This is a genomic window from Rhodococcus sp. NPDC055024 (genome assembly GCF_053608585.1).
This window is the reverse complement of sequence record NZ_JBSGVT010000005.1, coordinates 20,455-34,645: the sequence shown is the minus strand read 5'-3', so window position 1 is coordinate 34,645 and position 14,191 is coordinate 20,455. Positions and strand designations below refer to the sequence as shown.

At 63.1% G+C, this 14,191-nt stretch carries 14 protein-coding genes; 10 read left to right on the top strand and 4 right to left on the bottom strand.

Annotated elements, in window-relative coordinates:
* The first annotated feature begins 17 nt into the window (after window positions 1–17).
* Genes ACWF6P_RS13005 through ACWF6P_RS12995 form a run of 3 tightly spaced genes read left to right on the top strand, consistent with a single transcriptional unit; the run spans window position 18 to window position 2,814 of the window.
* Window positions 18–932 carry a glycosyltransferase family 2 protein gene (locus ACWF6P_RS13005; RefSeq protein WP_452621260.1) on the top strand — a complete coding sequence of 305 codons (915 nt, stop codon included), beginning with the start codon at window positions 18–20 and terminating at the stop codon, window positions 930–932.
* Window positions 929–2,011, top strand: coding sequence for a mannose-1-phosphate guanylyltransferase (locus tag ACWF6P_RS13000; RefSeq protein WP_019747766.1), 1,083 nt, complete (start codon window positions 929–931; stop codon window positions 2,009–2,011). The genes ACWF6P_RS13005 and ACWF6P_RS13000 overlap by 4 nt, the downstream gene beginning before the upstream one ends.
* A gap of 32 nt (window positions 2,012–2,043) precedes the next feature.
* Complete coding sequence (locus ACWF6P_RS12995; protein ID WP_452621259.1) at window positions 2,044–2,814, top strand: SGNH/GDSL hydrolase family protein; 771 nt, start codon at window positions 2,044–2,046, stop codon at window positions 2,812–2,814.
* Here the strand turns inward: ACWF6P_RS12995 and ACWF6P_RS12990 are convergent.
* From ACWF6P_RS12990 to cofD, 3 genes are read right to left on the bottom strand one after another with little or no spacing between them, the layout of a single operon-like run.
* On the bottom strand, window positions 2,805–3,365 hold the full coding sequence (locus ACWF6P_RS12990; protein WP_317553315.1) for an NUDIX hydrolase: 561 nt from the start codon (window positions 3,363–3,365) through the stop codon (window positions 2,805–2,807). The genes ACWF6P_RS12995 and ACWF6P_RS12990 overlap by 10 nt on opposite strands.
* 3 nt (window positions 3,366–3,368) lie before the next feature.
* Complete coding sequence (locus tag ACWF6P_RS12985; protein WP_378447628.1) at window positions 3,369–4,754, bottom strand: coenzyme F420-0:L-glutamate ligase; 1,386 nt, start codon at window positions 4,752–4,754, stop codon at window positions 3,369–3,371.
* Window positions 4,751–5,743: a 2-phospho-L-lactate transferase gene (cofD, locus tag ACWF6P_RS12980; protein ID WP_378447627.1), complete on the bottom strand. Its 993-nt coding sequence runs from the start codon at window positions 5,741–5,743 to the stop codon at window positions 4,751–4,753. The genes ACWF6P_RS12985 and cofD overlap by 4 nt, the downstream gene beginning before the upstream one ends.
* 380 nt (window positions 5,744–6,123) lie before the next feature.
* On the opposite strand from cofD, the gene ACWF6P_RS12975 reads away from it, so the two are divergent.
* A complete protein-coding gene (locus ACWF6P_RS12975; protein WP_020907098.1) occupies window positions 6,124–6,402 on the top strand; it encodes a WhiB family transcriptional regulator in 279 nt (92 codons plus the stop codon).
* Between the two features lie 196 nt (window positions 6,403–6,598).
* Here ACWF6P_RS12975 and ACWF6P_RS12970 read toward each other — a convergent pair whose 3' ends face one another.
* The gene (locus ACWF6P_RS12970; RefSeq protein ID WP_283303560.1) at window positions 6,599–7,087 is read right to left on the bottom strand and encodes a metallopeptidase family protein; all 489 of its coding nucleotides are present in this window, start codon (window positions 7,085–7,087) and stop codon (window positions 6,599–6,601) included.
* An 80-nt stretch (window positions 7,088–7,167) separates the two neighbouring features.
* Here ACWF6P_RS12970 and ACWF6P_RS12965 point away from each other — a divergent pair, with 80 nt between their 5' ends.
* From ACWF6P_RS12965 to ACWF6P_RS12940, 6 genes are all read left to right on the top strand, one after another.
* Entirely contained in the window at window positions 7,168–7,554 is a 387-nt protein-coding gene (locus ACWF6P_RS12965; RefSeq protein WP_007731177.1) for a DUF3499 domain-containing protein, read from the top strand.
* 126 nt (window positions 7,555–7,680) lie between these two features.
* Window positions 7,681–9,054, top strand: coding sequence for a phosphomannomutase/phosphoglucomutase (locus ACWF6P_RS12960; protein ID WP_378447624.1), 1,374 nt, complete (start codon window positions 7,681–7,683; stop codon window positions 9,052–9,054).
* 163 nt (window positions 9,055–9,217) lie between these two features.
* Window positions 9,218–10,312, top strand: coding sequence for a tobH protein (locus ACWF6P_RS12955; protein WP_452621258.1), 1,095 nt, complete (start codon window positions 9,218–9,220; stop codon window positions 10,310–10,312).
* Complete coding sequence (manA, locus tag ACWF6P_RS12950; RefSeq protein WP_452621257.1) at window positions 10,313–11,545, top strand: mannose-6-phosphate isomerase, class I; 1,233 nt, start codon at window positions 10,313–10,315, stop codon at window positions 11,543–11,545.
* An 8-nt stretch (window positions 11,546–11,553) separates the two neighbouring features.
* Complete coding sequence (locus ACWF6P_RS12945) at window positions 11,554–12,510, top strand: cation diffusion facilitator family transporter (RefSeq protein ID WP_378447621.1); 957 nt, start codon at window positions 11,554–11,556, stop codon at window positions 12,508–12,510.
* A gap of 86 nt (window positions 12,511–12,596) precedes the next feature.
* On the top strand, window positions 12,597–14,093 hold the full coding sequence (locus ACWF6P_RS12940; RefSeq protein ID WP_378447620.1) for an amino acid permease: 1,497 nt from the start codon (window positions 12,597–12,599) through the stop codon (window positions 14,091–14,093).
* The last annotated feature ends 98 nt before the right edge of the window (window positions 14,094–14,191 follow it).

The window sequence follows — 14,191 nt, the reverse complement described above, 5'->3', positions numbered from 1 at the left end:
CGGCTAGGCTGACCGGCGTGAGTCCCAAGCTGGCCGTGGTAACGGTGACCTACTCGCCAGGCGAGCATCTCGAGAATTTCTTGAGCACGCTCGCCGTGGCGACGACAGAAAAACCCCAGGTCATCATGGCCGACAACGGGTCGACCGATGGCGCCCCCGAGGCCGCTGATGCCAAGTACGAGCATGTTCGTCTGCTTCGAACCGGTGGAAACATCGGCTACGGCGGAGCGATAAATCGGGCTGTGGCGGAGATCGATTCGTCTATCGAATTTGTCGTGATTTCCAATCCAGACGTCCAATGGGCACCCGGTTCACTCGACGAATTGGTCGCCGCGGCAAATCGGTGGCCAAGGGCCGGTGCACTGGGGCCGAAGGTCCTCGAACCGGACGGCAGCGTCTATCCGTCGGCGCGAACCGTGCCCGACATCACCTCGGGCGTCGGGCACGCATTGCTCGGCACGGTGTGGCCGAAAAACCCGTGGACTGCTCGGTACCGTCAAGAGAACGAGGCCGTCACCGAGCGCGCAGTGGGCTGGCTTTCCGGCTCGTGCCTGCTGGTACGGCGCGACGCCTTCGATGCCATCTCCGGTTTCGACTCGCGATACTTCATGTACATGGAGGACGTCGATTTCGGTGACCGCCTCGGAAAAGCCGGGTGGCTCAACGTCTTCGTACCCTCGGCCACTGTCACCCACGCCAAAGGCCATGCGGCAGGCCGTCATCCGGAGCTGATGTTGCCGGCCCATCATCGGAGCGCTTACCAGTTCCAGGCCGATCGCCATCCGCACTGGTGGCAGGCTCCGCTGCGACTTGCCTTGCGCAGTGGCCTGGCCGTGCGGTCAAAGATCGCCGTAGCTTCTGCTGTCCGCGAGCGCGCTCGCACCGACAACTCGACCGACAACCCATCAGTTTCGAACCACGGGGGAAAATGATGTCCGATCCGAATCCGACCGACGCCGTAATCCTGGTAGGTGGCAAGGGCACTCGGCTGCGTCCGTTGACGTTGTCTGCGCCCAAGCCGATGCTTCCGACCGCCGGCCTGCCGTTCCTGACACACCTGCTCGCCCGTATCGAGGCGGCCGGTATCAAGCACGTGGTGCTCGGAACGTCTTTCAAGGCAGAGGTATTCGAGGACTACTTCGGCGACGGCTCCAAGATGGGCCTCGAGATCGACTACGTCTTCGAGACCGAACCGCTGGGCACCGGTGGCGGAATTCGCAACGTGCTCCCGAAGTTGCGCGGCGACAACGTCATGGTGTTCAACGGTGACGTGCTCGGTGGCACAGACCTGAACGCCATTCTCGAGACCCACGAGAAGACTGACGCCGACGTCACCCTGCATCTGGTTCGCGTGGGAGACCCACGTGCATTCGGTTGTGTTCCGACCGACGAGGACGGACGAGTCTCGGCATTCCTGGAGAAGACCCAGGATCCGCCGACGGATCAGATCAACGCCGGCTGCTACGTCTTCAAGCGCGAGATCATCGAGCAGATCCCCGAGGGACGACCGGTGTCGGTCGAGCGCGAGGTGTTCCCGAATCTGCTTGCCGAGGGCAAGCGGGTGTTCGGCCACGTCGACTCGTCGTACTGGCGTGACATGGGAACCCCCGAGGACTTCGTCCGCGGTTCCGCCGACCTGGTGCGAGGTATCGCGCCCTCACCCGCTCTCGAAGGTCCGCGCGGCGAGTCGTTGGTGCACCCCGGAGCCGGAATCGCACCCGGCGCCGTCCTGATCGGCGGCACGGTTGTCGGTCGAGGCGCAGAAGTCGGCGCAGGTGCGCGCCTCGACGGTGCGATTCTCTTCGACGGCGCCGTAGTGGAAGCCGGTGCGGTGGTCGAGCGATCGATCCTCGGATTCGGCGTCCGTATCGGACCCCGAGCGCTGGTCCGCGACGCCGTCATCGGTGACGGCGCGGACATCGGTGCGCGGTGCGAATTGTTGCGCGGCGCGCGCGTGTGGCCGGGCGTGACGCTGCCGGACGGTGGCGTGCGCTTCAGCACAGATGTGTGATCGTTAGCTGACCTACTGGAATACTGGCGGGTATGACTTCTCTTCCGAGCCGTTACGTTGCCCTCGGTGACTCGTTCACCGAGGGCGTCGGCGACGCCGACGAACGATTCCCCAACGGTCTGCGCGGGTGGGCAGACCGAGTGGCCGAACAGTTGGCGGTGAACAACCCCGAGTTCCGCTACGCCAACCTGGCGATTCGTGGTCGCCTACTCGGACCGATCATCGACGAGCAGGTGGAACCCGCTCTGGCGTTGAAGCCCGATCTGGTGACCATCTACGCCGGCGGAAACGACATGATGCGTCCCAAGCTCGACATCGACGCGGTCGTCGCCCGCTACGATTCGGCAATCGGCCAGCTCACGGCTTCCGGCGCGCGGGTTCTCATGTTCACCGCGTACGACACCGGATGGTCCGCCTTCTTCGGCAAGCTCCGCGGACGCTTGGCGATCTACAACGAGCTTGTTCGCGAGGTGGCGGACCGCCACGGCGCGACCCTCGTCGACTTCTGGCGATTCTCCGAATATCAGGACCTTCGGATGTGGGACTGGGATCGACTGCACATGTCGCCCGCCGGGCACGAGAACATGGCGACGCGGGTGCTCGACGTACTGGGCGTCGAACACGGATTGATTCCACCCGATCTGGGACCGGCGCCGGTTCTCACCAAAGCCGAAACTCGCCGCGAGGATCGTCAATGGGCGCGAGAGTTCTTGGTGCCGTGGGTAGCTCGGCGAGTGAAGGGAACGTCTTCGGGCGACGGCGTCAGCGCCAAGCAACCCGAGCTTTCTCCGATTCAGTCCTGATTCTTGCGCTGATGTGCGAGCGCGACCAGGTGGTCGATGGTCTCGCGTTCGGCAGTCGGCGGCAGCGCGTCCACCGGCCACCATCGGAGGTCGGTGGACTCCGCGCTCCGGACGATATGCGAATTGTCCGGTGCCACAACAAGAAACCGTAGATCGAGATGGCGAGTCGGAACCCCGAGCGAGCACGTGATCGGATGTGTGTGGGCGGAGAGTAGGTCCGCGTCTATCCGAACGTCGTGGATACCTGACTCTTCGCGAGCTTCACGCAAGGCCGCATCGACCACCGTCTCGTCGTCGGGCTCACAATGACCGCCGAGCTGAATCCACCTGCCCACCTTGGGATGCAGGGTCAACAGGACGTGGCAGCCACTCTCGTCGAGAACCAGCGACGACGCGGTGATGTGTCCCGGTGCATGGCGACGAAGGCATCCGTCCGGAGCCGAATCGAGGAACGCGAGCATCGTGTGCCGCAGTGACTCGTCCGCTTCGGAAGATGTCGCCCAGTCCTCCAGAACGCCCTTGGCCGAGGCGTGCAGCGATTCGGCTGACATGACTTACAACTCCACCAACGCGTCCCCGGGGGCGGAGACGGTGCGCGGAGTCAGGGGCTCGAGTGGGTGCCCGATTGCGACCGCGCCGAGTGGCTGCCAGTCCGCCGGGAGATCGAGCTGTTCACGTACGAGGTCGGCGGCGAATATGGTCGAGCCGATCCAGCAGCTTCCCACGCCGCGTGTGGCCAGCGAGACCAGCAGGCCCTGCACTGCCGCGCCGGCGGCAACCGTGAACATCGTGGACTCCGCTGCGGTACGTCGGGCATCCGGGTAACTGTGTGCGCCGTCGGGCACGCAGAAGGGAATGACGACCTCGGGGGCGTCGAACAGGATGTTTCCGCGTGCAACTCGGGCCTCGACGGATTCGTCACTGCGACCGTCGGCGCGAAGATCGGCGGCCCACTGCTCCCGCATCTTCTCGAGGAGAGCCGAGCGGACGGACTCGGTACGCAGCCACACGAATCGAACCGGTCGCGTGTGGTGCGGTGCGGGAGCGGTCAGTGCCTCGGCGATCGAGCTGCGAATGATCTCCGCGTCGACGGGGTCAGCTGCGAACTGCCGAACCGACCGACGCAGCAGCAGGGCCTGGCCGCGGCCCATCACCGTGGCCTCCTCGGTGCCCAGCCAGAACAGATCGTCCGGGCCGCGGCGGATCAGATCCTGACCGCTCGAACCGTCGTCCTCGAACCGAAGCCCGCGAACAACGGCGACGGGAACGCCGCCCAGCTTGCCCTTGACCAGATCGCCGGCGGCGGCGATCTCGTCCGCGATCGCGATCTCGGTGACGATCAGATCGTTGCCCTGGCTGTCCTGTGCTCCGAGGTAGCCGTGCAGGACCGGAATGCCGGACGAACCGATTGCGGCGTCGGTCTGCCCGTTGCGCCACGCGCGACCCATCGTGTCGGTGACGACGACGGCGACGGACTTGCCCGTGCTCTCGAGGATCCGGGCGCGCAGACCCGCAGCGCTTGCATCAGGATCCACGGGGAGCAGAGCCAGCTCGGCACCGTCGACGTTGGAGCCGTCGATGCCCGATGCGGCCTGCACGATCCCGAGTTTGTTCTCGGTGATCAGAGTGCGGCCCTTGCGCGCCACGACGCGAACGGCTTCCTGATCCACCAGGAGGCGCCGCGCTGCGTCGCGCTCTTCCGGATCGGTCGGCGAGGAAACGATGCGACCCTCGACTTTGGAGAACACCTTGCTCGTGACGACAACGACGTCGCCGTTCTCGATCCACGGCGTCGCGTCGACGACAGCGGCGGCCAAGTCGTCTCCGGGCCGGAACTCGGGAAGGCCGAGCACGGGAATGATTTCGATTGCGGCGCCGGGGGAGTGATCGCCGGGGGAGTGATTTCTGTCGCGGCTTGCTTCGGTTCGGGGTTCGGTCACAGTTCGACTCCGGCGATCTCGAAAGCCGTTCGAACCATTTTTGCGGTCTCTTCGGGGGAGGTCATCAAAAGTGGGATGCTTCGCACGTCCACCCCGTCGATGTCGGCCGTGTCACCTTCGTCGACGAGCCAGCCGTCGAGAATGCCGTTGATCGAACGAGCTCCGTAGTGGCGACCGATCGCCTCGGAAGTCGTGTCGACCCCGATTACGTCGAGGCACTCGTCAGCCATGCCGCGCAACGGTTTTCCGCCGATGACGGGGGAGAGCCCGACAACCTTCGCTGCAGTGGTTCGCAGGGCTCCGCGAATTCCGGGCACCGCGAGGATCGCGCCGACGCTCACGACGGGGTTGGACGGTGCGATCAGCACGATGTCGGCACCGTCGATCGCCTCGACCACCCCTGGCGCGGGCTTGGCCTGCTCGGCGCCGACGTGAGCGAAGCTGTGAGTTTCCACCTGTGCTCGATGGCGTACCCACCACTCCTGGAAATGAATCGCCTTCTGCTCACCGTCTTCCGGATCGGTGATCACAACGTGTGTTTCGCTGCGGTCGTCGCTCACGGGAAGCAGTGCGACACCTGGATTCCAGCGATTGCACAACGCTTCGGTGATCGCGGACAACGGATATCCCGTGCGGAGCATCTGGCTGCGAATCAAATGTGTTGCGATATCGCGATCTCCGAGGCCGAACCAATCCGGCTTCGCTCCGTATGCCGCGAGTTCTTCTTTCGCATTCCAGGTTTCGCCGGCGTGCCCCCACCCGCGTTCGGTGTCGATACCGCCGCCGAGTGTGTACATACAAGTGTCCAGATCGGGGCAGATACGCAGACCGTGCATCCAGACGTCGTCCCCGACGTTGACGACGGCCGTGATGCGATGTGGGCCTTCGTATTTCTCGAGGGATTCACCACCGACGATTCCGAGCGCATTTTGCACACCTTGAAGGAAACGGGCCCCGCCGACGCCGCCAACCAATACAGTCACGTTCACGACAACAGAGCCTAGGCGGTCGGCGCGTCGTCGTGTCTGGCGGGCAGAAGGTCCCGTCAATTGGGGGCCGGAATACTAATGGATTCATCTCGTTTAGCTTGACCGCGACACGCTGGACGTGTGTAATCTCAAATGTGTCATTCCAACCGCTACTTGTGAGTTCACTTGCAGCGGGGCCGGTTTCGAACACAGTTTCGAACGGTCGACGGGGTGGGGTTGAAGATGGAGTGAAAATTCTGCGCTATTACAGGTGAGGAGGCGGAACGATGCCCAATGAAAATGTCGAGATCAGTTCTCTCGCAATGACAGTAAGCGACGAACCGCAGACCGATTCCCGAGCAGGCGCAGCAGAAGGTGCCTGCAGCAGTGAGTTCGACGGTATGAGTACTCGGCCAGTGCTGAGTCTCGTCACCGGCTTCGAAGAATTGTTCGACACCATCGAGGATCAGTGGCAGGAGCGTGCTCTCTGCGCGCAGACCGATCCCGAAGCGTTCTTTCCTGAAAAGGGCGGATCGACGAGGGAAGCAAAACGGATCTGCCTCGGTTGTGAAGTTCGTGACGAGTGCCTCGAGTACGCGCTCGCGAACGACGAACGGTTCGGAATCTGGGGAGGGTTGTCCGAGCGCGAGCGTCGGCGACTCAAGCGGGGGATCATCTGATCTGCTGCTGAATCGGTTCTGTCAGCGTCGGGGCTGACGGGCGGTCTTCGAAAGTCTGACCTGCAACGGGGAATTGCAGGTCAAGCAACGACTGTTTTGTTCTTCGTGTGGATTTACATCTTCGTGTGACATCAGTTTTTTTCGTCTGACAGTGCGTCAGTCCTCGTCGGGCAGTATCAGTCCTTGTCGGGCAGTATCAGTCCTCGTCGGGCAGTGTGGGGTCGATGACCTGTGGGTCGACGCCCAGATACGTGCCGACTTGATGGACCAACACGTCGTGCACCAGATCCGTGAGTTCTTCCGGATCCTTCGCACGCTGCTCCAGTGGGCGGCGAAACAGCACAATTCTTGCGCGAGTGGTATTTCCGTGACGGTCGATTCCGGCCGGAATCAGTCGTGACAGTGGAACCGGGCCGTCTGCGATGACCTCCGGTGGCCACGTCACGGACTCCGGATCGTGCGCGTGAATCTTCGGGACTTCGTCGACTGCGATGTCGAGTTTCGTCAACCGGTCGTGCCAAGCGAGGTCGACTGGCGAGAAGGCGTCGAGCACCAGGAGATCGAACTTCTCGGCCCGGGTACGCCGTGCGGGCACCTCCGGGGGAAGTAGCGGTCCGCGCAGGCCACGGCCGTGTCGCTCGATGGAACGAGTGGTGACCGAGCGTCGGCGGCGAGCGTGTGGCATGCCGTGAAGATTACGACAGAAGAAACTGCTCGGTGTGTCCGAGTAGGTTCCGGACGTGGGGAGGGCTAGGCTCCGTACCTGTGAGATCTCTGCGTCGCTGCTGCCGCCCCGGGTGCAAGAACCCCGCCGTCGCGACGCTTACGTATGTCTACTCGGACTCCACTGCGGTTGTCGGGCCGCTGGCAACCGTCGCCGAGCCCCATTCGTGGGATTTGTGTGACACGCACGGCTCGCGAATCACTGCCCCGAAGGGCTGGGAACTCGTCCGCCACGAAGGCGGATTCGCGTCGAGCACTCCCGACGAAGACGATCTGACCGCTTTGGCCGAAGCTGTACGTGAAGCCGGTCTCGGAGATCGCAGCAAGTCCAACGTCGACGCAGATGAGGACATACGTCCCGCAGCTCCGAGTACTGCCCGTACAGGGCGTCGTGGACACCTCCGCGTTCTGCCCGACCCGTCCAACTGACGCGAGATTCGTCGCCGCAGACGCTAGGCTCGACCGAGTACTTCCACACCCGAGTACTGCGAATCTCCGGACGCTACGCGCCCGGACGTTCCCGTCTGTGAGGGTGCATGCACAAGGAGATTTTCAGTGGGGCGAACAGCCGAGTCGGTTGCTGCAATCATCAAGGCGTACGACGTGCGCGGCGTGGTCGGTGAGCAGATCGACGAAGATTTTGTCCGCGACGTCGGTGCATCGTTCGCCCGTCTGGTCCGCGACGAGGCCGGCGCCGCCACGACGGTTGTGATCGGCTACGACATGCGTGCATCGTCGCCCACACTGTCTTCGGCTTTCGGTGACGGCGTGCTCGCTCAAGGGCTCGACGTCGTCTACATCGGATTGGCGTCGACGGACGAGCTCTACTTTGCATCCGGTTTGCTGAACTGCCCGGGCGCGATGTTCACAGCGAGCCACAATCCGGCCAAGTACAACGGCATCAAGATGTGCCGGGCCGGCGCCAAGCCGGTCGGTCAGGACACCGGTCTCGCAATCATCTCCGCCGAGGTCGTTTCGGGTGTGCCCGCGTACGACGGGCCGGCAGGCACCGCCAGCACCAAGGACGTCCTCGAGGACTACGCGAGCTACCTACGCGGATTGGTCGACCTGGCTGCGTTGCGTCCGCTGAAGGTCGCAGTCGACGCAGGCAACGGCATGGGTGGACACACCTCTCCGGCCGTATTCGGGCCGATGCCTCTCGAGGTTCTCCCGCTGTACTTCGAGCTCGACGGCACGTTCCCCAACCACGAAGCCAATCCGCTCGATCCGGCGAACCTCGTCGACCTGCAGGCCTACGTGCGTGAAACCGGTGCAGACATCGGCTTGGCGTTCGACGGTGACGCAGACCGTTGCTTCGTCGTCGACGAGAAGGGTGACCCAGTCTCGCCGTCCGCGGTGACGGCACTCGTCGCCAAGCGTGAACTCGCGAAGGAACCGGGCGCGTCGATCATCCACAACCTGATCACGTCACGGGCAGTGCCCGAACTGGTCGAAGAACTCGGCGGCGTCGCAATTCGTACCCGAGTCGGCCACTCGTTCATCAAGCAGGAGATGGCCGAGACCGGTGCCGTCTTCGGTGGCGAGCACTCCGCTCACTACTATTTCCGCGACTTCTGGGGCGCCGACTCCGGCATGCTCGCGGCGTTGCACGTACTCGCTGCGCTGGGCGAGCAGGACCGCCCGCTGTCGGAGTTGATGGCGGAGTACACGCGCTACGCGGCCTCGGGCGAGATCAACTCCACGGTGGCGGACGCAGCCGATCGCACGGCCGCCGTACTGGCAGCATTCGCGGACCGCACCGAGTCGGTGGATCGCCTCGACGGAGTCACGGTAAGCCTCGAGGGAAATGCCTGGTTCAACCTGCGCGCGTCCAACACCGAACCCTTGCTGCGACTCAACGTCGAAGCACCCACGTCCGCCGATGTCGACGCATTGGTGAACGAAATTCTGGCGATCGTCCGGGCTTGAATCCGAGTCTGATCGGTTTGTCGGTGAGCCGAAGCCCTGGGATAGTTGGGGGACTGTTTCGGGAACGACGGCGTCGGGAACGAAGGCTTTGCCACCACGAACCGCGTAGAGCTGGAATGCTGGATGGTGCGGGAACTGCTAACGGAGAAGGGGGTGCGGTGAGATGACAGCGCCGATGCCGCTTCTCGACCTCGACGACAGCGAGGGTTTGTCGGCTGCCGATTCGGAGGGGCTACTGCGGTCTGTAGCCATGGGGGGCGCACAGATTCGAGCCACCGCGTCGGCCGTCGGCGAGGGTGTGATCTCTCGGCTGGCCGGTCTGCGCCCGCGCAGCGTCGTGCTGATCGCCGGCGCCGGTGGCGCTCGACACGGAGCCAGGATCGCGCTCGCCCTCGTCGGAGATTCGATCGGGTGTCCGCTCATTGTGCTCGACCGGACGCCGTCGTGGGCCGGACCGTTGGACGTGATCGTCGTCGCCGGTGACGATGCCGGTGATCCACGCCTGGTCGAATCGGTCGACAGTGCCGTTCGCCGTGGCGCCGAAGTTGTTGTCGCCGTTCCGGACGAGGGGCCCATGCGAGCTGTGGCGGCCGGGCGCACCATGCCGTTGCCGCCGCGGCTCTACGCCTCGCCGAGGCACACGATGACGCGGTTCCTCGCCGTTTTCCTTGCGGTTGCCGCCGAAATCGAGGGCAAGGGATCGATCGAGGACCGTTCGGCGGTGCTCGGTCGAATCGCCGACGCGGTTGACGCGGAAGCGTTGCGGGACGGGCCGGCCAACGAGGTATTCCACAACCCGGCCAAGTCGTTGGCCACCAGAATGAGCGGTCGACGCGTCGTTCTGTGTGGAAGTGGTTCCGTGACAACAGCACTCGCAGAGTTTTCGAGTGTTTCGCTGATGAGCTCGGGCCTGAACGCCGCTGCCGCCGAGATGTCGGAGGTGATCCGTTCGGCACGAGCGTTGTTCGCGCCCGACGCAGCTTCGCGTGATTCGGTTTTCCACGACCCGTTCTTTCACGATCCGCAACTGGACGGCGCACTGCCGACCGCGCCGGCGCGGGCGTTCGTTTTCGCGACCGAATCCACGCGCGGGGAGGCGAAACGGCGGATGGACGCACTGGCCGACGCGGATCTGGTGGTGGCGGCAGACGAAGACCAGACCAACGTGGTGATATCGGAGATGGAGCAGGTGTTCGTGTTGGCGTCTCGAGTAGACATGGCTGCGGCGTACGTGCAGTTGACGGGTGGTGCGAAGTAAGTGCGTGAACTCGAAGGTGCACTTCGTTCCTATGCCTGGGGTTCGCGAACGGCAATTGCCGAACTGCGCGGCCTCGCGACCCCGTCGAATCATCCCGAAGCGGAGTTGTGGTTGGGCGCGCATCCGGGTGACCCGGCGCGCGTGATCACCGAATCCGGAAGCGAGTCGTTGCTCGAGGTCCTGCACCGCGAACCCGAGCGTGAACTCGGGCGTGAGAACCTCGAGGCTTTCGGTGAGCGACTCCCGTTCCTGCTCAAGTTGCTTGCGGCGGAAGAACCACTGTCGCTTCAGGCTCATCCCAGTGCGGTTCAAGCCGACGAGGGCTTTCGTCGTGAGAACGCTCTCGGCGTTCCCATGGAATCGCCGATTCGCAACTACAAGGACGGCAGTCACAAGCCCGAACTCGTTGTCGCGCTGAGCAGATTCGAAGCTCTTGCCGGATTCCGTGAGCCGACGCGCACCGTCAAGCTACTGCGCGCTCTGGCCGTCGACGAGTTGGAGCCGTACATCGGTCTGCTCGAAGGCCAACCCGATTCCGACGGGCTCCGGGCGTTGTTCACGACGTGGATCACGCTGCCGTCCACGGTGCTCGGGACATTGCTCCCTGCCGTGCTTGCCGGGTGCATCACCTACGTCGCGCATCACGACGCCGAATTCGTGACCGAGATCCGCACCGCGTTGGAATTGAGCGAGGCATACCCCGGCGACGCAGGCGTACTGGCGGCCCTGCTGCTCAACCGCGTCACACTCGAGCCCGGACAGGGACTGTTCCTCGCTGCCGGCAATCTCCATGCGTATCTCCATGGACTCGCGGTGGAGATCATGGCCAACTCCGACAACGTGCTACGCGGGGGACTGACGCCCAAACACGTCGACGTGCCCGAACTGCTGAGGGTTCTGGACTTCGTCGGGGCGGACATCGAAGTGCTCGATCCGGCTCCGGCACCAGGATCGGGTCAAGCAGGATCAGGACGGTACGAGTACCTCACGCCGGCGCCCGAATTTCGTCTGACGCGTCTGGAGTTCGACTCGAATTCCACCGACCTCGTGGTCGATTCTTCCGGCCCGCGGATTCTGATCTGCACCGACGGCGCGGTCACTGCGACGTGCGGCGCCGACACTCTCGATCTCGATCGGGGCCGGGCGGCGTGGATCGCGGCCGACGAGCCCGCGATACACCTGAGCGCACGGACTCCGACTGCGCAGGTATTCAGTGCAGTAGTCGGGAACTAGGAGAGCGTGTGTCGGCTCACGGTGGCAAGAAGGCAATTCTGGCGGCTCTCGCAGCCAACGCCGGAATTGCCGTAGCGAAGTTCGCCGGATTCTTGATCACCGGATCGTCGTCGATGCTCGCCGAATCGGTGCACTCGGTGGCCGACACATCCAATCAAGGGTTGCTGCTCCTGGGACAGAAGAAGGCAGAACGTGAGGCAGATCAACTGCACCCGTTCGGCTACGGGCGCAACCGATACTTCTATTCGTTTGTCGTGGCATTGGTGCTCTTCACCCTCGGCTCGCTGTTCGCGATCTACGAAGGTATCCACAAGATTCAGCATCCGGAAGAACTCAATTCGGCCTTCGTGGCAATTGCGATTCTTGTCATCGCGATTTGTCTGGAGGGCTACAGCTTCCGGACCGCAGCGAAGGAATCACGACCGCTCAAGGGAAACGCGTCGTGGTGGAACTTCATCCGAACCTCTCGTAGCCCGGAACTTCCGGTTGTGCTGCTCGAGGACACCGGCGCATTGATCGGTCTGGTCCTTGCACTCGGCGGCGTCGGCCTCACGATGGTGACCGGAAATCCGGTCTTCGACGGCATCGGAACTCTGTGCATCGGTGTCTTGCTCGGCATCATCGCGATCATTCTGATCATCGAAATGCAGTCGCTGCTGATCGGTGAGGGCGCAACGGCGGTGGAGACCGAACTGATCCTGAACGCCCTGGTCGACGGAACTCGTATCGAACGCGTCATTCATTGCAAGACGCAGTACCTCGGTCCCGAGGAAATTCTTGTTGCTGCCAAGGTTGCGGTGCCGATCGGATCGACGATCTCGGATGTGGCGACGGCGATCGACGAGGCCGAGTCTCGCGTGCGCGCTGCCGTACCTGCGGCGCGGGTGATCTACCTCGAGCCGGACCTGGATCGTCTCAGGACAGATCGACCTGGGACAGATCTACAGGCTCCCGACAAACCCTGAACAAAGCCGCGCTTGCGGGCTTAGGCTGATGCCATCTCTCTACTTGCCCATAGCGGGACCTGCTGGTCCCCAGCAAGGAGGCGGCAATGGCTGTCAAGGACGAGCAGGCCGGATCTGGACGGTCGAAGCTGTTTCGAACGAAATCGATCGAGCAGTCCATCAAGGACACGGATGAACCGGAAACCAAACTCCGGAAAGAACTGAACTCGTGGGATCTCACCGTGTTCGGTGTCGCGGTGGTCATCGGCGCGGGCATCTTCACACTCACGGCTCGGACGGCGGGAAATGTCGCCGGGCCGTCGGTCTCCCTGGCGTTTGTCATTGCCGCCATCGCCTGCGGACTTGCAGCGCTGTGCTACGCCGAGTTCGCATCGACGGTGCCGGTCGCCGGGAGCGCCTACACATTCTCGTACGCGACGTTCGGCGAATTCGTCGCCTGGATCATCGGCTGGGATCTCATCCTCGAATTCGCCTTGGCGTCTTCGGTGGTCGCAAAAGGCTGGTCGCTGTACCTCGGCGAAGTGATGGGCTCGCGGAGTCCGATCGTCGAGTTGGGGCCGATCTCCTTCGACTGGGGAGCGGTGCTCGTGATCGTGGTCATCACGGTGCTGCTCGCGACCGGAACCAAACTCTCGTCGAGGGTTTCGCTGGTGATCACGGCGATCAAGGTCGCGGTGGTGTTGCTGGTGATCATCGTCGGTCTCTTCTACATCGACACCGACAACTACTCGCCGTACATTCCTCCGTCTGAACCGGGATCGACGGGGGAGGGCATCCACCAGTCCTTGTTCTCGTACGTGACGGGGGCCGGTGGCAGCACGTTCGGGTGGTACGGATTGCTCGCGGCAGCCAGTCTGGTGTTCTTCGCGTTCATCGGCTTCGACGTCGTCGCCACGACGGCGGAGGAGGCGAAGGAACCGCAGAAGGCGTTGCCACGCGGCATCCTGGGCTCTCTCCTGATCGTCACGGTTCTGTACGTGGCGGTGACACTCGTGCTGACGGGGATGGTGAAATACACCGAACTCGAGGGCGATACTTCCAACCTGGCAACGGCATTCGCCTTCCATGACATCACGTGGGCGAAAAACGTCATCTCGTTCGGTGCGTTGGCCGGCCTGACGACAGTGGTGATGGTGCTGATGCTCGGTCAGACCAGGGTGCTCTTCGCGATGGCACGCGACGGTCTGATGCCGCGACGCCTAGCGCCGACCGGCAAACACGGAACGCCGGTGCGGATCACCGTGTTGGTCGGCGTTGTGGTCGCGGTGCTCGCCGGAGTGTTTCCGATCGGAACCCTCGAGGAAATGGTCAACATCGGCACGCTGTTCGCGTTTGTTCTCGTGTCGTTGGGGGTTCTCGTGCTTCGTCGGACGCGGCCGGACCTACCCCGCGGTTTCAGGGTGCCGCTGGTCCCGCTGGTCCCGATCCTGGCCGTACTCGCGTGTCTCTGGTTGATGTTCAACCTGTCGGTGGAGACCTGGATGAGGTTCGTGGTCTGGATGGCCCTCGGTGTGGTCATCTACTTCGCCTACAGCAGACAGCATTCGTTGATCGGAAAGCGTGAACGCGGCGAAATAGAGTAATTGTACAAAGTTTGCTATTTGTCTATCACATGTACAAATCAAGTAGTACTGTCTACCTCATAGTGAACTGACTCACAGTTGCCGAGTCGGTCCGAATC